Origin of the sequence: Acinetobacter sp. 'aerobic (ED)' (genome assembly GCF_904886855.1) — a bacterium.
Lineage (GTDB): Bacteria > Pseudomonadota > Gammaproteobacteria > Pseudomonadales > Moraxellaceae > Acinetobacter > Acinetobacter courvalinii.
The window spans coordinates 106,605-130,606 of record NZ_CAJHGI010000003.1 but is presented as its reverse complement, the minus strand read 5'-3'; the positions used below and the strand labels follow the sequence as shown (position 1 = coordinate 130,606).

Here is a 24,002-nt window from a genome sequence, read left to right as displayed (position 1 = left end):
AAAAAAAATGTATGATATAGCAGAAAATCGGTCTTTTCTAGCAGAAATCCCAGGACTGATAAAACTAATAAGACCAAAACAATGGCTCAAAAACACCTTTGTTTTTGCACCTTTAATCTTCGCAGGCGAATTCGTAAATTTAGAATCAATTTATTCCGTACTTTTTGCGGCATTTCTATTTTGTTTAGCTGCCTCCGCCGTCTATATCGTCAATGATTTGAAGGATATAGAAAAAGATAGGGCCCATCCTGAAAAATCCAAAAAACGGCCTTTAGCATCAGGTCAGGTCAGCCCTCAAAGTGCCATCATTTTATTAACCTTGATTTATATTGCTTTGGGGTTTTCCTGGTTAATTGCACCCAAAGTTATTTACGTGATCGTAGTTTATTTACTACTGAATTGGGCCTATACCTTTAAGCTGAAACATGAGCCTGTCATTGAAATCTTTATTGTGGCCTTCGGTTTTGTATTACGTGTATATGCAGGCGCTGTGGCGTTGGCAGTACCCGTCTCTCACTGGATGTTTATTACTACATTAAGTATTTCACTTTATCTTGCCTCGATTAAACGTCGTCAGGAACTGCTACAAAGTGGTTCACAAGGACGTGGTGTACTTGAACACTATTCAGTGAGCTTGATTGATCGCTTTGCTGGCATGTCTGCTGTTACCGCGATCATTTTTTATAGTCTGTATACGATGCAAGTACAGCCACAACTCATTATCACCATTCCATTTGTCATGTTCGGTTTATTCCGTTACTGGTTTATTGTTGAAACCTTGAAAGGCGGAGAATCCCCGACTGACGTGATTGTTCAGGACTGGCAAATTATGATTACAGTTGTTTCGTGGGTCGCGTGTTGTATCTGGACACTATTGCCAGCTTAGTTTTATTTTGGATGATTTTGTGACGTATTATATTTATTTGATTACCCCGTTTTTAGCCTGGCTTGTTGCAGGCTGTCTAAAGTTTCTTATTAATTCAATTAAGGCCAGAAAACTGGCCTTTGGATTAATTGGTTATGGGGGATTGCCGAGTAATCACAGTGCGATTGTCAGCAGTATGACTGCACTTATTGCTTTTAAAGAAGGTATTGATACACCCGCTTTTGGTGTCGCGCTTACCCTTTCATTTATTGTGTTATTAGATGCAAATAGTTTAAGACAGGCTGTTGGTAAACATGCAGTGGTGATTAATCATTTGGCTAAGGATACACCTGAGTACACACAATTAAGAGAACGCATGGGCCACACCAAGATTGAGATCTTGGCGGGTGTGTTAGTCGGTTGTCTGGTTGCATATGTAATTGCTAGTACGTTATAGGATTGTTAATGTTTACATTTATGAGCAGATTAAAAATCAGCCTATACTTGCTTGTTTTATTAGCTTTAATACTATTTTTTAGAGCTGCAGAATTTAGCTTTAAATTAAAAATTGATGATTATCTCTACACCTCATGGTTATTTAATTATGATTATGGCTTTATGAGAAGGGCTCTTCCTGGAGAAATCATCTCTTTTTTCAATCTTGACTATAGCTATAGGTCAATAAGAGCAATAGCAGCCATTATCTTACTTATTTTATTTTATCTATTCTCATATTTAGCAATTAAATCATTAAATCATTTACACATACATAAAAATAAAGCTCTATACATCTCTTCTTTCATGTTTTTACCTTTTTTGACTACACAATGGATACTTGAGCTAGGACGTTTTGATCAAATAATACAAATTATGCAGTTGGTATGCATTATTTGCATTATAAAGACAAAAAGATATTACGCTTCTTTTTTCCTTGCCAGCATTACAATAGCATTGTCTGCGCTCATCCACGAAGCCTCATTAATTATTTTCATTCCAACCATAATATTAATTTTTCACCTAAAATTTAAAAACAAAATAGCAACCACATTATTAACCTCCTTTTTATTTCTAGCCTTATTTAATATGATGTTTTTTGGTAAAATTGATTTACATCATGCAAATTTAATTATCGAAAAATACAAAGATTTAGAAAAATTTAATTATTATGCCGTTAGAACCACTCGACTAAGCAACCTTGATAATATTATTGTTAGCTATTATTCAATGGTAAATAATAAAACATATATTCACATTATTCTTTCAATTTTATACCTTTACCCTGTCATTTGCTTTTTCAATAAAATATTTGGTAGTACAAAATATTTCTATATTTTTATTTTCTGCTTAACACCTCTTGGTTTATCTATAATTGCATTTGATTACTTTAGATGGATAGCATTAGCTTTCTTCAACTTAAGTATTCTAAGTTTTTATTTAATTATTTCTGAAAAAACAAAGAATATTGAAATTGGTAATTATCTTATTGAGAGGAAGAATAAAGTACTGGGCTATGGTCTATTATCCTTAATGATTGGTGCTTTGGGTGTAGTTAATTTATTTCCTGCAATAGGTAATATAGGTGGATTCTCAACAAAGAATGTACCAACAGCAATTTTGTCTAAGGTTAACTTTCCATCAGACACAAATAATCAATTATTTGCAACAAATAGAAGTATTAAGGGTTGGGAGATAGAGACCGATCCTAGTCAATATAGAAATATTGATTTAGCTTTAAATTGGTACGAACAGGAGATCCAAAAAGGTAATGCGTTGGCTAAAAATAATTTAGCGATAATATATACCCGAGGAGGCGAAAATGAAATTAATTATAATAAAGCTTTAGCTTTATTAAATGAAGCCAGCGAATCTAATCCTGAAGCATTAAACAATTTAGGTGTATTTTACGCAAATGGTTTTGGTGTAGATCAAAATTCTAAAAAAGCTTTGGAATTGTATAATAAAGCTGCAAACAGAGGTTCAGCAACAGCTATGTACAATATAGGAATTAGCTATTTTAATGGTATAAATGGATTGGAAAAGGATAAAGTAAAAGCTAGATATTGGTTTGAAAAAGCTAAAGTCTATAACTTTTCACCAGCCTTACATCAATTAAAATATGGAAAATGGTAATTAGAAACATTTTATAATATATTGTTATTTACTAAAAAACTAGAAAACGTGACTAAAGTCAATGATTCAAAAATTTGGATCATTGGCTTAATTATATAACAAAGCTAAAAATATCCTGATCGTCTCAGTATAGGATATTGAAAATAAATATAAAATTGTATATAAAAACTTAATTAGTGTGAGCGTAATGAACTTAGGTTACCTTGCCAATGATTATAAAATAGATAAATCTATTCAAGATGTTTTAGAACAAACCGAATATTCTCTCATCCCTTTAGCCGACGTGATTCAAGCAATTCATTTTATTATTTCAACCAGTAAAGCAACTTGTGTTAAAGAAATCTTGATGCCAGCAATGCTAGATATAAATGTCTAAAGACTTAGGCCAATCCAAATTGACCTAAGTCTTAAAACAGACAGCAAACCTATCAAGGTGAATAAACACGCCATACCGTATTGCCAACATCATCCGCAATCAACAAAGCACCGCTTTTATCCTCAGTAAGACCCACAGGCGCACCATATAAGGTTTTTTCGTCTTTTGAATAGAAACCCTGAACCACATTAACAGGCTTGCCATTCGGTTTACCATTTTTAAATGGAATAAAGATCACGTTATAACCATTGAGCGGATCTCTGTTCCAGCTACCATGATTACTTACAAATGCGCCATTTTTAAACTGATCAGACAGCTGGGTTGTATTTGAAGCAAACCATAAACCTAAGGGTGCAACATGAGAACTCAAGGCATAATCAGGTTTAATCGCTTTAGCAACCAGATTTGGACGTTGTGGTCTAACCCGCTCATCCACATGCTGACCATAATAACTATACGGCCAGCCATAAAATCCTTTTTCCTGGACCGATGTTAAATAATCAGGCACTAGACTGGCACCAATTTCATCCCGTTCATTCACAATCGTCCATAATTTTCCAGTTTCAGGTTCCCATTGCAGTCCGGTTGGATTGCGAATGCCACTGGCAAAAATACGGCTTGCCCCTGTGGCGACATCAACTTCTAAAACAGTTGCACGGCGATATTCAATCGCCAATCCATTTTCGGTGATGTTACTGTTTGAGCCCACACCGACATATAGCTTCTGTCCATCTTTACTGGCTAATAATGCTTTGGTCCAGTGATGATTAACTGTATCCGGCAAATCAGATAGTTCCTCGCCCTGATCAGTAATTTGGGTTGCATTCTCGTCATAGTGATATTTCATAATATTATTGGTATTTGCCACATACAGATGATTACCAATCAATTGCACCCCAAATGGAGAATGCAGATGTTCCAGAAATTTATATTTCTTCCACTGACCATCGGCTACCAGTCGAAGTAAGGTAATTCGATTTCCCCCTTTACCACCTTTGCCTGAAGATTTTTTAACAAAATTAGCAATCACCTGTTTTGGTGCAGTCAGTGGTGCCTCTCCAGGATTGTTCGATTCAACCACCAGAATATCGCCATTCGGCAGGGTATATAACTGACGTGGATGCTCAAGCTGATCTGCAATCTTTTCAATCTTTAAACCCTCAGCAACCACAGGCGTCTGATTGGCTTTCCAGCCCACCCCATTTGGTACTTTCATTGGAGGAACCAGAAAGTTCTTTGCTTCAGGTAATTCCGGATCGGGGCCATATTGTGTTTGCGGGTCAAGCGGCTTTCCACCAGAACAGCCGAATAATCCCATACCCAGCAAAGCTGAAAAGAATAATGTATTTGATCGTTTCACGTTTATTCTCCAATCAGTCTATTGTGGATATGGGTGGATTGATATAAATAATGCAGTGCAATCAGGACAATGGTCAGGGTCGACAAGATAAGATTTGTTGGCGCGATGGCAAAGGCGTCACGACTATGCACAAAGGCATTAAAGGTCGCTGCAATAATGGCAAAACCATAGAGCCAGAAGCCGACAATATCAGCTTTTCTTTGCTCAACAACGGGACGAAACCAGACATAAAACAAGTTGATAAAACGTGGAATAATACAGATCAGCAGACCGAACGTAATACACCAGGCGGCTGCCTTCGCCCATAACATTTCAGCACTCTGATTATAGAAAATATCAAAAATCCAGCCAGCGACAAAAAAACCAAAGGGAAGCGGGTTCAACAGCATATAGATGGCATACAAAATGCCTGATCTTGGAGTGTTTTTTTTCATTCAAACCTCTTACTTTTAGATTATTTATGGATGTTCAATAGCGAGTTAAAAATCTCATTATTTATTAAAAACTCAGATCGTATAATTTTCACCCACTATAAAGGGCCTATTTAGTGGCTGTCAAAAATGGTTCCAAGCCTGAATATTTTATTTTTTGATTGAAATAATAAAGTGGTGGTACTTTCACAGCGAGAATATACATTTTTTATGTTTTTATTTAACAATTTAGGTCGGGGTAAAATAAAAACATTTCATTTTTTTATATTTCCGTAGTTTTATTTTTATTTAAAGTTACAATTCAGGGCATTTTACGGGTATAAAATTACCGAGTAATAAATTGTAAAAACATCTCATAATGTTAAATAAAAAGGATAATTCTGTAATGTTACCGCTCTTTTTCTCATTAGCCTTTTAAAGGTATTTCTGCTGCTGACATCAACCAAATAATTCATGTTAAAACCATTCTGATCCGTTCAAAGGCTTGAGCCATGGAAAAAAATAGTGGCAAAGAAATGCTTGTCTCTGCCATTAAGCGTGGCTCATCATAGATTGCAGTCACTGTAAAAATCCCGGGAGTACTTGATTGCCCTCAGTGTATTAAATCAAGGTTTTCTTATATTACAGCTATTTAGGTACGGTTAGACCAGATATTTAGTTTTTATGAATATGCTAAATAACCGACATAAGATGAGCCAATTTTTTCAAAATCCATGTGTTCATAAAGCCGTATCGCAGGGTGATTATCTTTATCGACAATCAGGTATGCGATACGCCCACTTTTAATAATTTGATTAACTGCGAACTCGAGTACGCGGGTGGCATAGCCTTGTCGACGATATGCAAGAAAAGTATAGGTTCCGCCTATACTGACTAAACGGCTACTTTCAATCCCAAATCGGACAATAGCGACAATTTGACTATCGACTTCATGAACAGCAAGCTTAGCTTGCTGAACCAGTGTCTCCCAATCCGATGTTTCATCCACCAAGCGTTCTTGATTGTATAGATGCTGATATTCCATAAGGCGTGGAATGTCTGCTGCAATTGCTAGACGCCCATTTGCCTGTGGGAAACGGCGTGTACAAACCATAATCCACTGATCATACTCTCGTAATATACTCGCTTGATGCCCTAATCTAGAATGTAATAGATCTCGTCCAAACAACGTGGTAACAATACGGCGGGGTTGAAGTTTAAGAATCTCTGAACAAAGTAATGCAGCGGAGGAGCTCTGCTCCTGAGGCAACCAAAAACAAGTGCCGCCTGGCAAAACCACGGCGACACCCAAAAGGGCATCTATCTCACTTAAATCATATAATCGTAACAGTTGCCACGGTGCATCAATTGTTTGTGTCTGATCCAAAAAAGCAGTAATCCCCAAAGAATCACAAAAATGCGAATCAAGCCACTCAGAAATGAGCTGGGATTCATTTGGAGAGGTGAAATATCCTTTTATAATTTTCATATCAGGATTTATCTGCTCACTCTTGTTTTTCACAGATCTTTTCTCTCACTGTGGTTAGGATTAATGAGCAACAGGACAAAATATCTTTGAATTCAGGCCAGGCTGTTTCTTTAGAATAAACTATATATTTCTAATTCTTTATCAAAATATTATTGAACTTTAACGGCTATAGAAATAAAGAAAAACAGAGTCATAGCGAACAGTAACCCATTTATTCTACAACCGCCCTCCCTTTTATCTTCAAATAAATTTCGCTACATGTCACAAATATTCATCAGAATGTTACATCGTTAAGCGGTAAATTAAACTCTAGTTTCAAGTCAAAAACTGTACAAATACTCAAGGAAATATTGATATGCAGAAAAAGAATATTGGAATTATATTTGGAGGAAAATCAACCGAACATGAAGTATCTCTACAATCTGCAAGAAATATCGTGGATGCGATAGATAAAGAAAAATTTAATGTGACCTTGATCGGTATCGATAAAAATGGAATATGGCATCTCAATGAAAGTACTCATTTTCTATTAAACTCAGATAATCCCTCCCTGATTTCACTTCATCAATCAGGACGAAATATCGCATTTATTCCAGGAAAAAATGAGCAGCAGATTATAGAGTTTCAAAACAAGACCCTATCTCAACTGGATGTCATTTTTCCTATCGTTCATGGAACACTGGGAGAAGATGGTTCTTTGCAAGGCTTACTAAGAATGGTGAATTTACCATTCGTTGGCTCTCAAGTACTCAGTTCCGCGATATGTATGGATAAAGATATAACAAAAAGATTATTAAGAGATGCAGGTTTAAATATCGCACCATTTATCAAATTAACGAAAAAAGAGAGAAATACAATTAATTTTGACATGGCAAGCGCTCAGCTTGGCTGTCCATTATTTGTAAAACCGGCCAATCAGGGATCTTCTGTGGGTGTCAGTAAAGTCACTTCCCGAGATGAATTTGAGGCGGCCTTAGATACAGCATTCAATTACGACAATAAAATATTGATTGAACAAGGGATTGATGGCAGGGAAATAGAATGTGCCGTTATCGGTAATGACGAGCCTTTAGCAAGCATTTGTGGAGAAATTGAGTTGGAAGATAGCTTCTATTCTTACGACACAAAATATATTAATGACAAAGGGGCAACAGTAACCATCCCCGCAAACATAGCAGATGCAATTAGCGAAAAAATTAGAGAGATATCAATTAAAGCTTATGAAGTTTTAGAGTGTACAGGACTGGCAAGGGTTGATGTTTTTTTAACAAAAAATGGAGAGATATTTATCAATGAAATAAATACCTTACCTGGCTTTACCAATATCAGTATGTTTCCAAAACTATGGGAAGCGAGTGGACTAAATTATTCTGACCTCATTACCCGTTTAATAGAATTAGCGATTGAACATCATGAAAATAACGCTCAGCTACAAAACACAGTTTCTTTAACCCAAATAGATTAATTGTATTTTACCACTTCACACCCAGTCATAAAAAAAGGAAGCCTTCGCTTCCTTTTCTCTTACAGCTAAAACTTAGATGCCATATTTTTCACGATAAGCCTGCATATTCGCCAAAGCGTCTTTTTCACCTTTGGCATCCAGATAATCCATCAAGTCCTTCATGGTAATTAAGGCATGCACCGGGATTTCGAGTTCTTTTTGTACTTCCTGAATCGCAGAAAGCTCACCTTGACCACGTTCCTGACGATCGAGCGCAACCAATACACCCGCAATTTCAGCACCGGCATTTTTCAAAATGGTCACGACTTCACGAATCGCAGTACCAGCCGTAATCACATCATCAATGATCCAGACTTTTTGACCGGCAACTGAGGCACCGACCAACACGCCACCTTCACCATGATCTTTGGCTTCTTTACGGTTAAAGCCCCATGGCACGCTTTTGCCATGAACCTGTGATAAAGCCACAGCAGTAGCTGCCACAAAAGGAATTCCCTTATAGGCTGGACCAAAAATCACACCGACATTGTCACACTGTACCAGTTTGTCGGCATAGCCTTGCGCTAATAAAGACAGTGCTTCACCATCATTGAGTAAACCTGCATTAAAGAAATAAGGGCTGACACGGCCTGATTTTAAGGTAAACTCACCAAATTTAAGCACTCCACGTGATAATGCGAGTTCGATAAAAGCTTGCGGATGAAATGACACAGGCGTTGTCATATAAGGTGCTCCAAATTCTTCAATTGAGGTTAAACAGACGTATGATACCAAAGGATAGCTATCCAAGTGATGTAAAAATTCTTCGAGTCGTTTCAATTAACGTAAATGGCTTGCGTGCTTCTGTCACCAAAGGCCTGCTCGAATGGTTGGAACAGTCTGGTGCAGATGTGGTGTGTATGCAGGAAAGTCGCATTACCCATGAACAATGGACCGATAAATTTAAACCTGAAGGATGGTACACCCACTTATTCCCTGCTGAACGCGCGGGTTATGCAGGCACAGCCATTTATAGTCGCCTGCCTTTCGTCTCGGTAACCAACGGCCTGGGGTTTGAACTGGCCGATACCCAAGGCCGTTTTATTTCGGCTGAATTTGATTTAGGACTGTCACAAACCGTTCATATTGCCTCGTTATACTTGCCATCAGGATCAAGCGGTGATGAAGCACAGGCACGCAAAGACGTGTTCTTAAAAGAATACGCGCAAGTACTCAAACAATGGCGCGACGAAAATAAATCCATCATCGTGTGTGGGGACTACAATATCGTGCATAAACGCATCGATATTAAAAACTGGTCAGGGAACCAGAAGTCATCTGGCGTATTGCCGCATGAACGTGCCTGGCTCGATCATATCTATGACGAGCTGGGTTATGTGGACACCTTCCGTCAGGTACGACCTGAAGCAGAGTTGTACTCATGGTGGTCAAATCGCGGTCAGGCGCGTGCGAAAAATGTCGGGTGGCGGATTGACTATCATGCCTGCTCTCCAGACTGGAAAGCACGTACTGCGAATGCATGGGTCTATAAAGAACAATGGTTTAGCGATCATGCACCGGTGATTATCGACTATAAAATACACGAATAAGTGAACACATGTTCACTTAAACCGCTTCTTTAGCTTACAGAACTTGTCGCTTTTGTGTATTTTTATTTACCAGCTAGAACGGCATTATAGCTTCACGGCACAGGGAAGCGGTCAGGATGACCAGAAAGGGATAGGACGCCGTAGGAAGATAAAATAAACTTGATTCAAGTTTATTTGCATGGATGAGACATTGGACGTTGAAATGAGACCCGCATAATCAGGAAGATTAAATGCGGGTTTTCTCTTTTTTGATATTAGATATTTTCTGTCTATTGTGTCATTCGCCATTTTGCTCAAAAAACATGCGCATTTTGATCATTGCATCACGATTGAACCGCTCTGCCGATAAAGTTAATAAAAAATTTCAACTGGCGCATCAGCTACTTTTTACGTTAGGCTTTCATCCATATTTTTCACTCTTTCTAGGGTTTTTTCTCATGTTTAAAATTTATGGCATTAAAAATTGTAATTCGATGAAAAAAGCCTTTGATGCGTTACAGGCAAAAGGTATCAATTACGAGTTCCATGATTACAAGAAACAAGGCATTGATGCCGATACTTTAGCAATCTGGCTAAAAGAAATTGGCGCTGATAAAGTCTTGAATAAAAAAGGCACGACCTGGCGCAAATTAACTGCTGACGAGCAAACACACGCAACCAGCAATGAACATAACCTGATTGAAACACTGATGGCCCAGCCTAGCCTGATTAAGCGTCCTGTCCTACAAACCCCTAACGGCTTTGTGATTGGTTTCGATGAAACAACCTATCAGGATTTATCCGCTTAACCAATAAATCGCAACAATAAAAAAACCGAGTCATTAGACTCGGTTTTCTGTGATTTAAATCTGGTTTAGTTGGTACGAATCCAGGTCTGGTTACGACCTAAAGCTGCAACGCCAATATAGCCACGTAATTTCAGCTTTTTACCGCCATCGAGAATTTCAGCTTTTAACTTATAGGTTTTGCCATTTTTAGGATCGATGATCGAACCTTCATCATAGCTGGTACCGCCTACATTTTTCAGGCCATGGACGATGGTCACGCCTTTCAGCGGTTTGTTGTGATAAGGTCCTTCACACTTAGAGCATGCATTTTCCTGACCTGCCACTAAATATTTTTGAATAGATGCAGTGAGGGTTCCATCCTTTTGCTCAGTAAACTTCACAATCGCCTTTGGCTGTTTCGTTTCATCATCAATGGTTTGCCAAACACTGCCATTCAGCGCATCCGCTGCATTGGCAAAAGTTGTTAAACCGAGCAATCCAAATGCTAGAGCAATTTTCTTCATTTTTGTAATATCCTTAAGGGGTCTTTCAAACTGAAAGTATTGAGAAGTTCAATCAATATTGCAATTCTTGATTATGACTATTTGGTATAACCTGCGTAAGAGTGACATAGCGCACAATTTTTCAGTTTTTATCATGAGGTCTAGGCGCTACTTATATTCAAGAACTTTCTTATTGGTATACCCAACTAACAATATGGAAAAATTATGAAATTTGCTACTGTTTGGAAATATTATTTTACTGAATCTTTACTTAAAGCCACGATTCGGACACCGAGCCAATTTAATCTGGCACCCAATGCTTTACGACCATTACTGGATCAACTCTGTCGCCTATTTCCACACAATCCAACAGTACAAATTCGACCGTTACGTTTAGCGGGTGTTCGTGGTGAGGAAATTAAAGCGCAAGCTGCGGCAACACAACTGATTTTACATATTCATGGCGGTGCTTTCTTCTTAGGTAGCCTGAATACTCATCGTGCGTTGATGACCGATATTGCGGCACGTACGCAAATGCAGGTGATTCATGTTGATTACCCGCTAGCACCGGAACATCCTTTTCCTGAAGCGATTGATGCGATTTTTGATGTCTATCAAGCGTTGCTGGTACAAGGGATCAAACCTAAAGATATTATTATCTCGGGGGATTCTTGTGGTGCCAACCTCGCCTTGGCCTTGTGCTTGCGCCTGAAACAGCAACCTGAACTGATGCCAAGCGGTCTGATCCTGATGTCGCCTTATCTGGATTTAACCTTGACCAGTGAATCACTGCGCTTCAACCAGAAACATGATGCCTTGCTCTCGATTGAAGCGTTACAGGCAGGTATCAACCATTATCTGAAAGAGGGTATTCAGGCAGATGATCCACGCGTTTCACCATTGTTTGATGATCTGACCGGCTTACCACCAACACTCGTTCAAGTCGGTTCAAAAGAAATTCTGCTGGATGATTCAAAACGCTTTAGAGAAAAAGCTGAAAAAGCCGATGTCGAAGTGAACTTTAAACTGTATACCGGCATGTGGCATAACTTCCAGATGTTTAATGCCTGGTTCCCTGAGGCTAAACAAGCCTTGGCCGATCTTGCTGAATTTGCACATGCCTTAGATCGCGACTAAGCACCCTCAAAATCTGTGTAAAAAATGGTCAGCTTGGGCTGACCCTTGTCACTCTTGATTCAGTTTGGTCATCAACAAATAAAAATCATTGAATATTCTGATAACAGCTTATTTTTCAAAATATTTTTCCCGTCCTGATTTGCACTAAATCCGCCAGATGCAGACTTTTTTCTCATTCTAAAGATGCTATTGTTATTTGAATAAGCGTTCCTCCGTATTTTGATGACGGATATACAGTTCCTAGGAATCTCATTGCATAAAAGGATGCATGCCAATGGTGAAGATTCATTTTAATAGGTCAACTGACGCAAAACGATGGGGCTTTCGGCTTTCTTGGGAACATCATATTGTCGTCAATTGGACCATGCTTAAAAAAAGCATTTTATTACTTATACTTGCTGCATTAATGAACCTGTTCTGGATCAGCTGGGACATTTTTGTACTCATGAATCCGGTTTATTCAGAATGGGTCCATCTCAAGCTGGTCCGTTCACAATTATGGACCAGCCTGATTATGCTGGTGGTTTTGATCCTGTTGATTATTCCCTGCCATGTATTCAGGGAACAACACTGGGCACAGGAAGTCCTCCCGATCCTCAGTGTGCAGGTCTTTACTGCCATGCTGTGCCATAACAGCTATCTGGTCGGCAGCTTTAGTCCCGCCACCATGGTGGGCTATGTCAGTGTCGTGGGTGTCGGTCTGGTGCTGTTTGATCGCCGTATGGTGTATTGCGCCCTGATTCCAGCCACACTGGCCCTGTTCTTTTGTAATTACCTGAGTATGGTCGGGGTCCTGACCTACGCGCCATTATTTAACATGCAACATCTGAATCAGGTGGCCATGCATCCCTTCTGGGTCGGTAGTATGCTGTTTTTTCTGGTTCCGATCTTGCTGGCCTGTTTATTTCTATTTGAAATTTTACTGACCCAATGGCGGACTCGAGAAATGACCATCCAGATGTTGAGCCGCCTCGACCCTCTCACCAATGTCCTGAACCGGCGCAGTATTGGCAGTTATCTGGACAGATTACACCAGCAACCGGAGCGGCAATATTCGATCGTGCTGCTCGATTTAGATCATTTTAAAAATATTAATGATCATTTTGGACATAGCATGGGAGATCAGGTGCTGATTCAGGTGGCACAGTGTCTGACCACCCATCTTAGAGAACAGGATATGATTGGCCGTTTTGGCGGGGAGGAGTTTATTTTATTGCTGCCCGATACTCATACAGCCCAAGCACAAAAGGTTGCAGAGCGCTGTCGGCAGGCAATATCTCAATTACGTTTTATTACCGAACATAAGCAAGAGTTCAGTATTAGTGCCAGCTTCGGTATTAGCAGTTCGTTTAGTGCCGATGAGCCACACCTGATTATCAGTCAGGCAGATCAGGCCCTGTATGCGGTGAAAGCGGCGGGACGTAATCAGGTCAGAATCTTTACTGACCTGATCACCCGTTAGCAAAGTGAAGGCCTTGACTTGAGTCCCAATCAGACTTTTAAAAATTCATCACGCTGTTGACGATAAGGCTCATCAAAAGGCACAAACTGCTGTTCTTGCTTGGCTTCAGCAATCCATTGTTGTACTGAAGGTAAAGCTAATATTTTCTGCATATAGCTTTGGCTAGAAGCCGAGATGGGGAGTTGATAACAGTCAAAACGCATCACCACCGGCGCGTAAAATGCATCTGCAATACTGAATTCGCCACATAAAAAGCTGTCGTCATCTGGACGTTGTGACCATATCTGTTCAATACGGGCCACATCAGCACGCAACTGCGCATGCTCAGACCAGAGCTGCTGACCAATATGTGTCAGGTCTGCTTCGACATTCATGGGACAAAGATTGCGTAATCCCTGAAAGCTACTATGCATCTCGGCACTGATACATCGCGCTCTGGCACGTAAGCTTTTATCTTGTGGCCATAAGGTATGTTCAGGATGTTGTTCTGCCAGATATTCACAAATAGCCAGTGTATCCCAAACTACCAATTCTCCATCCACAAGTGCAGGCACTTTCCCGGTTGGATTCAGTTTAAGAATTTCTGTTTTAAACTGGCTATCTGCTTCAAAGCTATCAAACCGGATCAGCTGCTCCTGAAATGGTATGCCCGCCTGTTTCAATAAGATCCACGGACGCATGGACCAGGTTGAATAGTTTTTATTGCCAATAAAGAGTTGGTACATTGTTATTCTTTTCCTTTAAATAAGGCCAGTTGTTGTAATAGCTCGGCTTTCTGGAATGCACCCGTTAAACGTAGCGAGCGAATTTCTTGTTGTTGCTGATTCAGGAATAAATAGGTTGGTGGACCTAAAATATCCCACTGTGCTAAAAGTGCCTGATGCGATGCATCATAGTGGCTTAAATCCAGTTTAATTAAATAATAACCCGCTAACGCCTGCTGCACCTCGGCATCTTTTAAAATACGATGCTCAATTGGCTGACAAGCCACACACCAGTCTGCATAGACATCAATCACAATGCCGCGATCTTTCGGTGCATCGGCGAGAATCTGCTGAAACTCATCCGCAGTGTGTGCCACATGCCATTCAGCCAGCTTGTCTGCCTGAACTGAACTCAGGCTTTGAATGTGCTGGTATTGGTTAAAAGCCAAGGCCGGAATCACGACAATCAGCAAAATCGCATACAGCCATTGCAGCTTGGATTTCTGCCCAAACAGGCGATAAACCGCATAAATAATAAATGCCAGACCCAGAATTAAACTCAGGATTTGAATGACGAGTTCTGGCAATAAAGGACGAATGAAATAAAGACTCAGGGCCAGCATCAAGAAGGCAAAGATCACTTTGATCTGGTTCATCCAGTCACCGGCTTTTGGTAAGGCTTTGGCCCCCAAAACACTGGCAAGTAACAATGGAATGCCCATACCAAAGCCTAGGGTAAACAGTAATAATGCACCCTGCCATTGGCTCTGCGTTTGCGAGATAAACAGTAATACCCCAGCCAGCGGTGCCGTCATGCATGGCCCAACCAGCAAGGCTGAAATCATGCCCATGACACTGGCACCCACCAAGGTACCGCCTTTTTGATTGGATTGCATCTGATCAAGTCGATTGACCCAACGCTGGGGCAATTTCAACTCGAACAGGCCAAACAGATTCAGGGCAAACACCACAAACAGCAAACTAAATGCAATCAGGGTCGCAGGTTGCTGTAACCAGCGCTGAAAATTCAAACCTGCTGCGGAAGCAATTAAACCGAGGACTGCATAGACCAGCGCCATACTGACCACAAAGGTCAGCGCAATTGACCATGCTTTCACACCTTTGTTGTCACGTACGATCAACGAGGTCAGAATCGGTAACATCGGTAGAGAGCACGGCGTAAAAGCCAACAGAATGCCTAAGCCCAAGAACAATAAGATGCTATACGCCAGGGAATGCTGTTCCAGTGCACTGGACCATTTCTGGTCTTGGGCCATCACACCCGAGTTGCCTTGTGAGGCTGATTCTGCAGCTGTTTCAGCCTGTACTTCATCATCGCTGGCTGACTGTTGTGCATTCAATACACTGGATGAACGGGCCACGTCCAGAAAGCTTTTTTGCGTATTGGAGCTGACATTCTGGGCACTGACCAAACCATCCGCATCGGTTTGAAACTCAATATTTTGTGGTGGATAGCAAATACGGTCTTTGGCACAACCCTGCCAGGTCACGCGGTAGTGTTGTGATGCCTGAGTCGGGATACTGAATTCAGCTTGTTGATAATAAACTTGGCTATGACCATAGTTTTCATCATATTGCTCAACCGCTTTGGGCAAATTCAAGGCAACCGGTTGATTGCCCTGCTTTACCTCAAATTTATGCTGATATAAATAGTAGTTGGGCTGAATCGACCAGTGTAACCGTGCCTGATTCGCTTGCGTCGACTCAACCGTAAATGCAAACGCCTGTTCAGGGCTAAGTAAGGGTGCCGATGTATTCTCTTGGGCATAGGTCAGTGACCCACATAACAACAATAACATCCCAAGAAAATAATGCATCAGTGAAAAACCGTCTCCACCTTGAACAGAGCTTTTCATTCTCATCTCGCTATTTTTCTCCCGAATCTGCTGGGCACTTCTATAAAAGTAAGTTTAAGCGTATTCAGGAGCATGATTATTAGAATAAGACCGATACGCCGAGGCCACCGTTATAGCTTTTCTGATCGCCATTGAGATCAACCCCAATGCTAGCGTCCAGCTGGGTGCGATTATTCAAGGCATAGACCAGACCGGTACCTAGACCATATTCATAGTCTTGACTCTCGGCTTTACGGTAAACAAATTCTGAATAACCTGATAATTTTCCTGCAATTTTATAGTCAATGGTTGGAATCGCAGTTACCGCCCAATCACTGTTTTGCGCTTCATAACGCATGGTAATCGAGGTGCCGATCAGGTCGCTAAATTCATAAGCAACCGCTGAGGTAAGGCTATAAATATCATCATGGTTGGTAAATTCATCATTACCTGTTGCAATGATGGCTTCTGCCAACAAAGCCATAGATAAACGGTCATCTTTGAGATCAATGGCTTTTTTCAAACCAATGCTGACATCACCTAAACCATTGGTTTCCTTTTTCATGCCGGCACGCTTGTATTGCTGCCAGACCGGACCTTGCCAACCCAATTGCAATTCCAGGCCATCTGCCAGACCGGTACGCAACAACATATCGCCATTTAAGGTCAGGGTTTTATCTTTTACCCCATCGACATTACCTTCCTGATAACTGACGCTTGGCAAGCTTTGTTCCCATGCCAGTTTACCAACCGGGGTAATGCCTGTGCCCATACCGGCACCAGGTCGGTCAAAAGAAAAATCAGCCGCAAAAGCGCTACTTGCCAGCATCGATACGGCAACTACGCTTAAAGTTTGAAATATTTTCATCATGTTCCTCTTTCTGTTATATCGGCTGGGCTTAAGCGCCTAGCTCTTTTGACATTTTTGCGCCATGCTGACGTAACAATTCAAGTGTTGCACGTTCTTCTGGCAATGATTCTGACCAGTCAATTTCATCAAATTCACAATCAAAGAATAATTGGCTAATTGAAGATAGAACAGTTAAACCCTCTTCATCACGGGTATTTGGATCTACTTTTTCTTCGAGTAAACGTTGTACCACCGGCACACAAGCCGAACTTGCTGCATCCCAAAGCGGGCCATAAAATTCTTCAGCATCCCATAAATGCAAATTGGCTTTGGCCTGAATCAGCGCATCCAAAATGTCCAGATAGACTTGAAGCGATTTTTGCTTTTCTTCTTCGCTTAATGGCTGGCCTGCCTCATATGCTTCACAAATTGCTTCCCACCAGGTGAATAAACCATCACAAATCACGGATACAGGCGGCCCCTGTTCAGGATCAATAAAATTCGGGTCGAGTCCTTCAGCAAGTAAAGATTGCACTTGGTCTAAATCGAGTTGTTGTATGGCTTGCACCAAGGCCTGCTGTTGCTTATTTAACATGACCAGTTCTCACAATATTTTTTAATGAATGTATTATGCCGAATATCCTGACAGGATTTTATAAAACCATCTAAAAAATCATGTAGAAATTTGATACAGGCATAAAAAAAGCCTTAAATTAGTCTAATAACACATTATTTATTTAATGAGAATGGACAGTGTCGGAATGAAAATAACTTTATTAGATGTACAAAAAGTATTCACCGATGTGCTAAATCATAGAATTAGTCGAGAGCAAGCTGAAGCGTGGGCAGCAACAAGGATGAATGCCTTGGACAACAACGAATTGTTCTTTGATCCTGCTACAACAGAGGATCTTCTATGGGAGGCTGTACTCTATTTAAGTGGTATTGGGTTAAAAATAGCCCCTGATAAGTATTTGGAGAATGAAGATGGCATTAAAGAAATGTTTGATACTTATTGGAATTAATAAGTAAAGATCTAAAGCTAACCATAAGAAATATATTCACGATTAGAGTCACAATAAATTCAAGCTTAAATTAAAAGGACCGAGTCCTACCTATATACAGAACTCGGTCCTTAAAAGCTGCTTAATCAAACTGCTCAAATTATTGAGATCAGCTCAGATTAAGGCCTTTTTTGCGTTTATTTTTACGCTTCGTCGTCTACTTTGACACCTTCATCTGCATCGACATATTCTGGTAAACCGCCACGGTGATGATCTTTCTTCTCATAAAGATGCTCCAGACTGCGTTTTAATTTATCAATCGCACCATGAATCGAGTGATCAATATTTGGCGCTTTATGTGTCACTGCAACAGGTTTCATGCCTGCTGGACGGGCTTCAATCATACAACGTTTGTCATGATCGCCCGATTTGTCCCCGTTTTCATCACTAATATGAACCGAAAAGTGCGTAATACGCTCGCTATAACGTTGGAATTCCTGTGTAAGTTCTGCACGAACATAACTAATTAAACGTTCACTACCTTGAATGTTTTTATCTGTACGGATTTCAATATTCATAAATATCTTCCTCTCTTTTCTGTGAGACGGTGCTACAAAACTTTGTTATTCAGCACACTTTGAGCATGCGGTCATTCAGTGCAGTTGTATATTTTGATTATGTAAATGCTTGTGGTCTCCTCGCTTAGCATCTGTTGATTTTCAGTATGTAAGAAGATCTTCTATAGTTCCAATATCTGTCTTTCCTCAGAAATATGCAAGCTGATTTTTGACATTTTTATTAAAACTTAAACAAAAACAGCTTTAACTTTACACGACTTTATTTTTGGCCCGAGCTCTACAATTATTTTGTACCTTTGGTCAAATTTGGCTTTATTTTTGCTTAATACCTTGTATGCTTTACACGCCTTTTTGGGGGGAGATTTTTAAATGCAATTGAAGCAAGTTACAGCAGCATGTTTATTGGTATCTACAGCAGCTTTCGCACAGGCAAAGCCAATCTGGCAGGACTTTAGCCTGACCGGTTTGTATGGGGAAAACTACGAAGTTGTTGATGAAAAACAAACAACCTTAACGGTTGAATATGCGGCAAAAGTGAAGTATGCCGATGTGTTTTTCTTTATGGACCGTATGCGTGGTAATGAAGACCATAAAGTGACTTATTTCGAACTCTCTCCGCGTTTTAGCTTAGGCGAGATTTCAGGTCACAAACTTGCTTTTGGTCCAATTAAAGATGTATTGATTTCAACCACTTGGGAAAGCAACAATGATGACTTTTCCAGTTTTGACAACTTCTTGTATGGCGTAGGTTTTGACCTTGCAGTTCCATATTTCCAATATGCAAATGTGAACTTCTACCGTGCCAACAATGAAAATACATCTGATGACTATCAAATGACCATTGCCTATGCATTGCCATTTAAAGTATCAAATGAAGATTTCCTCGTCGATGGTTTCCTTGACTGGTCGACAGGTGAAAAAGATCACGCCAGTGAACTGAACTGGACCACACAATATAAATGGAATGTGGGTAAACACATTTCACCAGATACTCGCCTCTATTTAGGTGTTGAGCATTCGGTCTGGAATAACAAGTTCGGTATGAAAAACCGTGACGAAAACAATGTCAGCGCTTTGATCAAATACCACTTCTAATCAGATTAGAATGTTAAAAAACAGCAAGGATTTCCTTGCTGTTTTTGTTTGCATCCCCGAATATAAATGTCAGTTGATCTTTTTTCCTGTCAGCATCCCATCTGTTTATTCTGTCTAATTTGATGACCTTTGCTTATGTCTGAAAATATCGTACTTGCCACTTCTATCTTAGCCGCACATTTCCGCATGCGCTTTGCCACAACAGATGACCTCGAACACATCCTCACGATTTATAATCACGAAATTTTAAATGGCACAGCCAACTGGAATGATCAGGCTGTCTCACTCGGGGATTATCAGCAACGTTTTTACGGCATGCAGCAACAGCAGTTCCCCATGATTGTGGTCGAAGACCTGAATAGCCATCAAGTAGCTGGTTATGCCTATTACGCAGCGTTTCGTGCGATCAGCGGTTATCGCCAAAGCATTGAGCATTCTGTTTTTGTTGACCCAAGTTATGCTCGCCAAGGTCTGGGCAAAGCGCTGATGCAACAACTGATTCATCTGGCCAAACAGCAAAATATGCATATCATGGTGGCCGCCATTGACAGTGAAAATAAGGGTTCGATTGTGCTGCATGAACAATTGGGCTTTGTGCAAACAGGCTATATGCCACAAGTGGGACAAAAGTTTGGACAATGGCGGGATTTGGTCTGGATGCAACTGCAACTCACAGAAGCCTAATAAAATATCACTTTTGTAATACGATCCTAACAGCAATTTTTGACTTAAAATGAAAGACATACTTTATTTTAAAAATAGCCACAATGATTAAAACACCCCAACTCGGCCTAGGCCTCACAATCGTCCTTGCTTCAAGTGCCAGCTTTGCCGAACGTTCCTTCGAGCAAGAATTGCAACAGGGCTGCGCCAAAGTGAAACAATATGCCCAAGCAGGTAAAAAGTTTTACGATCAAAAGCAATATCTCAAAGCAGCCAAGCAATTCGAAGACCAAGCCGCATGGGCACATTTCTGTCAGGCCAATGCAGATGAAAGCGGGATTCAAGTCAGTGACCGGGACATTGAAATCGCCAATAATAATGTGGGGTTAAGTTATGCCAAACTCGGTCAGCCGCAATGGGCCAGAGTCTGGTTTTTACGTGATAAAGACTCAAAAACTAGCCAATACAATTTAAAACAGCTCCCAAAACCAAAGCTATCTTCTGATTTACAAGGAACTTATGTTCGCGCTAATGGCTTTGGGCAATGGGACTATATCAAGGTCAGCAAAAAACAGAATCAATATCAGATTGCCTTCGATGGCTACTATTTTGGTCCACGCGGCCTGATCTATGGTCCTAATATGGGACAGTTTGAAACCAGCCTGCCAATCAAGTCAAAACAAGCCAGCTACCGCTATGAAGATTGCCAAATCAAACTTCAATTCGCCAATGACGCAAAGCTTGGACAAAAAATTGAGGTTGAACAGCACAACGGCGAATCTTCATGTGGCTTTGGACATAATGTCTATGCAGACGGAACGTTTTATAAGGTTGAAGACAAATAAACCTTGTGCCAACCCTTTAATATTCTAAATTGCATTTTCCCAACATTCACTAACGTGATAGGCGACATGGATGTCGCCATGTTCGACTGCCTTGCGCTGCTTCCAAAGCCATGCTTTGGAATTGCTCAGGATGTACCGTCAGTCGAACAAAAGATTTTTGCTTACTTTTGATCTCTCAAAAGTAAGGTCCATCATAAAGATACATTCCTTAGAACAAGGAAAAAGTAACTGTTAGCCAAGAAATACTAAATCGCCACCAACTCCCGAATCCCCTTCTCTGGCATATCCTCACCCCGCCCTTGTGCGATCACCTGCCCACGTGCCATCACCGTATACGCATCGGCCAACTCTTCGGCAAAATCATAAAACTGCTCCACCAAAATAATCGCCATCTCGCCTTGATCTGCTAACTTGCGAATCACCCGACCAATATCCTTAATAATTGAAGGCTGAATCCCTTCCGTCGGCTCATCCAGAATCAATACGCGTGGTTCTGACGCCAACGCTCGGGCAATCGCCAGCTGCTGTTGCTGACCACCGGATAAATCTCCTCCACGGCGGTGTTTCATTTCATCAAGTACAGGGAAAATTTCATATAAATGCGTCGGCACCTTACGCGTCTTGGCACCCGAAAATTTTGCCATGCCAATTAAAATATTTTCTTCAACCGTTAAAGTCGAAAAGATATCGCGACCTTGCGGCACATAGGCCAAACCGGCACGTACCCGTTGCTCAGGAGACATCTTGGCAATGTCTTTTCCATCCAGAAGAATTTGTCCTGACTTGATCGGCAGAATCCCCATCAGGCATTTCAACAAGGTGGTTTTGCCCACACCATTACGCCCCAGCACCACACTGCATTCACCCACAGGCGCATTAAAAGACGCATCACGCAGGATATGACTGCCACCATAGAACTGATTAATTTGTTTCACTTCTAGCATGTGTCTCTCCTAACGCCCTAAATACTTTTCAATCACATCTTCATTGGCCTGAACCTCTGCCAATGTGCCCTCAGCCAGAATCGCCCCTTGCGCCAAGACCGTGACTTTTTCACTGATGGTATCAATGAAACTCATGTCATGCTCCACCACCACAAGGGTGTGATTTTTTTTCAGTTCTAGACACAGTTCAGCCGTGCGCTCGGTTTCAGCATCGGTCATGCCTGCAACAGGCTCATCCAGTAAAATCAACTTCGGTCGTTGCATCAATAACATGCCGATTTCCAGCCACTGTTTTTGTCCATGTGAGAGCAGACCTGCAGGCTTTTGCACAAATTCCTTTAAACGGATCTGCTCCAGACTTTCATCCAGAGCCAGCTGCGCTTCTGGGTCTAAACGGGAAAAAAAGCTTTTTTTCACCCGTTTATCGCGTGGCGCTGCCAGCAGTAGATTTTCCATCACGCTAAAATTTTCAAATACCGTGGGTTTCTGGAATTTACGTCCAATCCCCGCTTCCGCAATTTGCTCGGTACTCATTTTGGCAAGATCGTAATTTTGCCCAAAAAATGCGGTGCCTGTGGTCGGACGGGTTTTGCCGGTAATCACATCCATCAGGGTAGTTTTTCCTGCGCCATTCGGTCCAATAATGCAGCGTAATTCACCCTCGGCAATGTACAGTGACAAATCATTCAGGGCCCGAAATGAATCGAACCAGACACTGACTTTTTCCAGATATAAGGCAATGCCGTGACTAAAATCCGCACCTTGCGGCTTGGCGCGTCCATAGCCCTCACCCAGTTGACCGCCATGTTGAGCAGCGTCTATTAATACATCACTCATTTAATCACGCTCCTTTTTAAAACGGTCGAATACACCAATCACACCCTTAGGCAAGAACAAGGTCACCACGATGAACAGCGTACCCAAGATCAATAACCATGCTTCTGGTGCAGCCACAGTGAAATAGGTTTTCACGGCATTGATTAAACCTGCCCCCAGAATCGGACCAATCAAAGTGCCACGTCCACCCGCAGCCACCCATACCGCCATTTCAATCGAATTGACGGGATTCATTTCACTTGGATTAATAATGCCGGCCTGAGGCACATACAACGCCCCTGCAATACCGGCAATCACCGCGGACAATACCCATGCCGACAGCTTGTACCACAGCGTGCGATAACCGAGATATTGCAAGCGATTTTCACTGTCACGAATGGCGCCGAGCACGCGACCATAAGGACGATTCATCAACTGGCGTAGACCGAGGAAACACAACATCAACATCAACGCTGTGACAAAGCATAAGGTTGCACGCATTGGTGCCGAGGTAATATCAAAACCGAGAATGGTCTTAAAACCCGTAAAGCCATTATTGCCACCAAAGCCTGTTTCATTACGGAAGAACAGTAAGGCTGCGGCAAAGGTCATGGCTTGAGTAATGATCGAGAAATACACCCCTTTGATTTTGGAGCGAAAGGCAAAAAAACCAAAAATAAATGCAATCAATCCAGGGACAAGCACGACCAGTGCCAAGGCCCAGGCAATATGCTCAGTCCCGACCCAATACCAAGGCAATTCGGTCCAACTGAGGAAGCGCATAAAATCAGGTAACCCATCACCTGCAGATTGACGCATGAGATACATACCGAAGGCATAACCGCCCAAGGCAAAATACAAACCATGTCCCAAGCTTAGAATCCCGGCATAGCCCCAGACCAGATCCAGTGCAAGAGCCACCAAAGCCAAACACATAATCTTGCCAATCAGGGTGATCCAATAAGCGGACAAGTAAAATGCAGAGTCAGGAGACAACAGGTGTAGCCATGGCAACAGCAATAACACGCCAAAACAGATCGCAATTGCCACGGCGCTATAGGGTTTGTCAGCAAATAAAGCAGTGATTTTCATTG

The 24,002-nt window shown here is 41.2% G+C and carries 25 protein-coding genes and 1 pseudogene; 13 read left to right on the top strand and 13 right to left on the bottom strand.

What is annotated here, in order from left to right:
* Positions 1-7: 7 nt before the first annotated feature.
* From JO943_RS06730 to JO943_RS06715, 4 genes and pseudogenes are all read left to right on the top strand, one after another.
* On the top strand, positions 8-886 hold the full coding sequence (locus tag JO943_RS06730) for a decaprenyl-phosphate phosphoribosyltransferase (RefSeq protein ID WP_005227937.1): 879 nt from the start codon (positions 8-10) through the stop codon (positions 884-886).
* A gap of 19 nt (positions 887-905) precedes the next feature.
* Positions 906-1,322 carry a divergent PAP2 family protein gene (locus JO943_RS06725; protein WP_005227938.1) on the top strand — a complete coding sequence of 139 codons (417 nt, stop codon included), beginning with the start codon at positions 906-908 and terminating at the stop codon, positions 1,320-1,322.
* 20 nt (positions 1,323-1,342) lie between these two features.
* Positions 1,343-2,995 (top strand): tetratricopeptide repeat protein, encoded by a 1,653-nt coding sequence (locus JO943_RS06720; protein WP_227614428.1) that lies wholly within the window; start codon positions 1,343-1,345, stop codon positions 2,993-2,995.
* A 169-nt stretch (positions 2,996-3,164) separates the two neighbouring features.
* Positions 3,165-3,371: pseudogene (locus tag JO943_RS06715) on the top strand (short-chain dehydrogenase); the annotation flags it as partial.
* Between the two features lie 52 nt (positions 3,372-3,423).
* Here the strand turns inward: JO943_RS06715 and JO943_RS06710 are convergent.
* From JO943_RS06710 to JO943_RS06700, 3 genes are all read right to left on the bottom strand, one after another.
* Entirely contained in the window at positions 3,424-4,731 is a 1,308-nt protein-coding gene (locus JO943_RS06710; RefSeq protein ID WP_202740355.1) for a PQQ-dependent sugar dehydrogenase, read from the bottom strand.
* A gap of 2 nt (positions 4,732-4,733) precedes the next feature.
* Positions 4,734-5,165 carry a hypothetical protein gene (locus JO943_RS06705; protein ID WP_202740354.1) on the bottom strand — a complete coding sequence of 144 codons (432 nt, stop codon included), beginning with the start codon at positions 5,163-5,165 and terminating at the stop codon, positions 4,734-4,736.
* A 658-nt stretch (positions 5,166-5,823) separates the two neighbouring features.
* On the bottom strand, positions 5,824-6,663 hold the full coding sequence (locus tag JO943_RS06700) for a GNAT family N-acetyltransferase (protein ID WP_202740353.1): 840 nt from the start codon (positions 6,661-6,663) through the stop codon (positions 5,824-5,826).
* Between the two features lie 322 nt (positions 6,664-6,985).
* Here JO943_RS06700 and ddlA point away from each other — a divergent pair, with 322 nt between their 5' ends.
* Positions 6,986-8,095 (top strand): D-alanine--D-alanine ligase, encoded by a 1,110-nt coding sequence (ddlA, locus tag JO943_RS06695; RefSeq protein WP_202740352.1) that lies wholly within the window; start codon positions 6,986-6,988, stop codon positions 8,093-8,095.
* Between the two features lie 72 nt (positions 8,096-8,167).
* Here the strand turns inward: ddlA and pyrE are convergent, their stop codons facing one another.
* Positions 8,168-8,818, bottom strand: coding sequence for an orotate phosphoribosyltransferase (pyrE, locus tag JO943_RS06690; RefSeq protein WP_005209496.1), 651 nt, complete (start codon positions 8,816-8,818; stop codon positions 8,168-8,170).
* Positions 8,819-8,859: 41 nt separating this feature from the next.
* On the opposite strand from pyrE, the gene JO943_RS06685 reads away from it, so the two are divergent.
* Together JO943_RS06685 and JO943_RS06680 are read left to right on the top strand one after the other, a co-directional pair.
* Complete coding sequence (locus JO943_RS06685; RefSeq protein ID WP_202740351.1) at positions 8,860-9,684, top strand: exodeoxyribonuclease III; 825 nt, start codon at positions 8,860-8,862, stop codon at positions 9,682-9,684.
* Positions 9,685-10,121: 437 nt separating this feature from the next.
* Positions 10,122-10,472 (top strand): arsenate reductase, encoded by a 351-nt coding sequence (locus JO943_RS06680; RefSeq protein WP_005227950.1) that lies wholly within the window; start codon positions 10,122-10,124, stop codon positions 10,470-10,472.
* Positions 10,473-10,537: 65 nt separating this feature from the next.
* Here the strand turns inward: JO943_RS06680 and JO943_RS06675 are convergent, their stop codons facing one another.
* On the bottom strand, positions 10,538-10,975 hold the full coding sequence (locus JO943_RS06675; protein WP_005227959.1) for a DUF2147 domain-containing protein: 438 nt from the start codon (positions 10,973-10,975) through the stop codon (positions 10,538-10,540).
* 204 nt (positions 10,976-11,179) lie between these two features.
* On the opposite strand from JO943_RS06675, the gene JO943_RS06670 reads away from it, so the two are divergent.
* Positions 11,180-12,091 (top strand): alpha/beta hydrolase, encoded by a 912-nt coding sequence (locus JO943_RS06670; RefSeq protein WP_005227960.1) that lies wholly within the window; start codon positions 11,180-11,182, stop codon positions 12,089-12,091.
* 274 nt (positions 12,092-12,365) lie between these two features.
* Positions 12,366-13,553 (top strand): GGDEF domain-containing protein, encoded by a 1,188-nt coding sequence (locus JO943_RS06665; RefSeq protein ID WP_202740350.1) that lies wholly within the window; start codon positions 12,366-12,368, stop codon positions 13,551-13,553.
* Positions 13,554-13,582: 29 nt separating this feature from the next.
* Here the strand turns inward: JO943_RS06665 and JO943_RS06660 are convergent, their stop codons facing one another.
* From JO943_RS06660 to JO943_RS06645, 4 genes are all read right to left on the bottom strand, one after another.
* Positions 13,583-14,278, bottom strand: coding sequence for a glutathione S-transferase family protein (locus JO943_RS06660; protein ID WP_202740349.1), 696 nt, complete (start codon positions 14,276-14,278; stop codon positions 13,583-13,585).
* Positions 14,279-14,280: 2 nt separating this feature from the next.
* The gene (gene dsbD / locus JO943_RS06655; protein ID WP_202740348.1) at positions 14,281-16,134 is read right to left on the bottom strand and encodes a protein-disulfide reductase DsbD; all 1,854 of its coding nucleotides are present in this window, start codon (positions 16,132-16,134) and stop codon (positions 14,281-14,283) included.
* A gap of 79 nt (positions 16,135-16,213) precedes the next feature.
* Positions 16,214-16,981 carry a transporter gene (locus JO943_RS06650; protein WP_202740528.1) on the bottom strand — a complete coding sequence of 256 codons (768 nt, stop codon included), beginning with the start codon at positions 16,979-16,981 and terminating at the stop codon, positions 16,214-16,216.
* Positions 16,982-17,012: 31 nt separating this feature from the next.
* On the bottom strand, positions 17,013-17,558 hold the full coding sequence (locus tag JO943_RS06645; protein WP_032868424.1) for an ankyrin repeat domain-containing protein: 546 nt from the start codon (positions 17,556-17,558) through the stop codon (positions 17,013-17,015).
* A 166-nt stretch (positions 17,559-17,724) separates the two neighbouring features.
* Here JO943_RS06645 and JO943_RS06640 point away from each other — a divergent pair, with 166 nt between their 5' ends.
* The gene (locus JO943_RS06640; protein WP_005227967.1) at positions 17,725-17,988 is read left to right on the top strand and encodes a hypothetical protein; all 264 of its coding nucleotides are present in this window, start codon (positions 17,725-17,727) and stop codon (positions 17,986-17,988) included.
* A gap of 182 nt (positions 17,989-18,170) precedes the next feature.
* On the opposite strand, the gene JO943_RS06635 is transcribed toward JO943_RS06640, so the two are convergent.
* Positions 18,171-18,545, bottom strand: coding sequence for an HPF/RaiA family ribosome-associated protein (locus tag JO943_RS06635; protein WP_005227968.1), 375 nt, complete (start codon positions 18,543-18,545; stop codon positions 18,171-18,173).
* 369 nt (positions 18,546-18,914) lie between these two features.
* Here JO943_RS06635 and JO943_RS06630 point away from each other — a divergent pair, with 369 nt between their 5' ends.
* From JO943_RS06630 to JO943_RS06620, 3 genes are all read left to right on the top strand, one after another.
* Positions 18,915-19,640: an outer membrane protein OmpK gene (locus JO943_RS06630; RefSeq protein ID WP_032868423.1), complete on the top strand. Its 726-nt coding sequence runs from the start codon at positions 18,915-18,917 to the stop codon at positions 19,638-19,640.
* Between the two features lie 135 nt (positions 19,641-19,775).
* On the top strand, positions 19,776-20,324 hold the full coding sequence (locus JO943_RS06625) for a GNAT family N-acetyltransferase (protein WP_202740347.1): 549 nt from the start codon (positions 19,776-19,778) through the stop codon (positions 20,322-20,324).
* Between the two features lie 83 nt (positions 20,325-20,407).
* Entirely contained in the window at positions 20,408-21,148 is a 741-nt protein-coding gene (locus JO943_RS06620) for a hypothetical protein (RefSeq protein ID WP_202740346.1), read from the top strand.
* Positions 21,149-21,393: 245 nt separating this feature from the next.
* Here JO943_RS06620 and urtE read toward each other — a convergent pair whose 3' ends face one another.
* The 3 genes from urtE to urtC are packed head-to-tail and all read right to left on the bottom strand — an operon-like array spanning position 21,394 to position 24,000.
* Positions 21,394-22,092 carry an urea ABC transporter ATP-binding subunit UrtE gene (gene urtE / locus JO943_RS06615; protein WP_202740345.1) on the bottom strand — a complete coding sequence of 233 codons (699 nt, stop codon included), beginning with the start codon at positions 22,090-22,092 and terminating at the stop codon, positions 21,394-21,396.
* Between the two features lie 9 nt (positions 22,093-22,101).
* On the bottom strand, positions 22,102-22,929 hold the full coding sequence (gene urtD, locus JO943_RS06610) for an urea ABC transporter ATP-binding protein UrtD (protein ID WP_032868419.1): 828 nt from the start codon (positions 22,927-22,929) through the stop codon (positions 22,102-22,104).
* Positions 22,930-24,000 carry an urea ABC transporter permease subunit UrtC gene (urtC, locus tag JO943_RS06605; RefSeq protein ID WP_202740344.1) on the bottom strand — a complete coding sequence of 357 codons (1,071 nt, stop codon included), beginning with the start codon at positions 23,998-24,000 and terminating at the stop codon, positions 22,930-22,932.
* Positions 24,001-24,002 lie beyond the last annotated feature (2 nt).